Source organism: Streptomyces recifensis (genome assembly GCF_002154615.1).
In the GTDB taxonomy this organism is placed as follows: Bacteria; Actinomycetota; Actinomycetes; order Streptomycetales; family Streptomycetaceae; genus Streptomyces; species Streptomyces griseoluteus.
Window position 1 is genome coordinate 1 of sequence record NZ_MUNH01000703.1, and the last position, 634, is coordinate 634.

General features: G+C 74.6%; 1 pseudogene. It reads right to left on the minus strand.

The annotated features are described in order from the left end of the window. Nucleotides 1–177: 177 nt before the first annotated feature. A pseudogene (locus tag CCN33_RS28615) lies at nt 178–634 on the minus strand (AAA family ATPase); the annotation flags it as partial.

The following is a 634-nucleotide window of genomic DNA, read 5'->3' on the forward strand; positions in this document are numbered from 1 at the left end:
GCCCGCTCGGCCGCGCCGGCCGGCTCCCGCTCGCCCGTCCACCGGGCCAGCCACAGGGCGTCGCTCAGCCCCTCCACGTCGGGTTCGAGGCCGGCCCCCCGCAACTGGAGCACGAGTGCGGCGAGCGGGTCGGGGGTGTCGGGGCCGTGTCGTGCCGGTGCGTCGGGCATCGGCTGCTCACCTCGGGCGGTCGAGTCGCTGGATGAGCAGGTCGGCCAGGCGCTCCCGGCTCGGCGGGGCGGCCGCGTCGGTGAGGTAGAGGGCGTTCAGCAGCTGGTCGGTGGCGAGCAGTTCACTGCGCGAGCGCTCCAGGAAGCGGGCGATGAGATCGTCACCGGCCCGTGCGGCCTCGTCCCCGAGGTGGGCGCGGACGAAGGTGGCGAGCCGGTTGTGGTCCGGGCGGCCCAGCTCCAGGTGGATGCAGCGGCGCATCAGCGGTGCGGGGAAGTCCCGTTCGCCGTTGCTGGTGAGCACTACGAAGGGGAAGGACGTGCAGCGCACCCGGCCGTCGCGCACCCGGACCTTGGCGCCGTCGGCGGTGAGCACCTCGGCCTCCCCGTCGGGCAGCCGGTCCGCCAGGCGGCGCAGCTCCGGAATCTCGAACTCCCCCTCCTCCAGCACGTTCAGCAGGTCG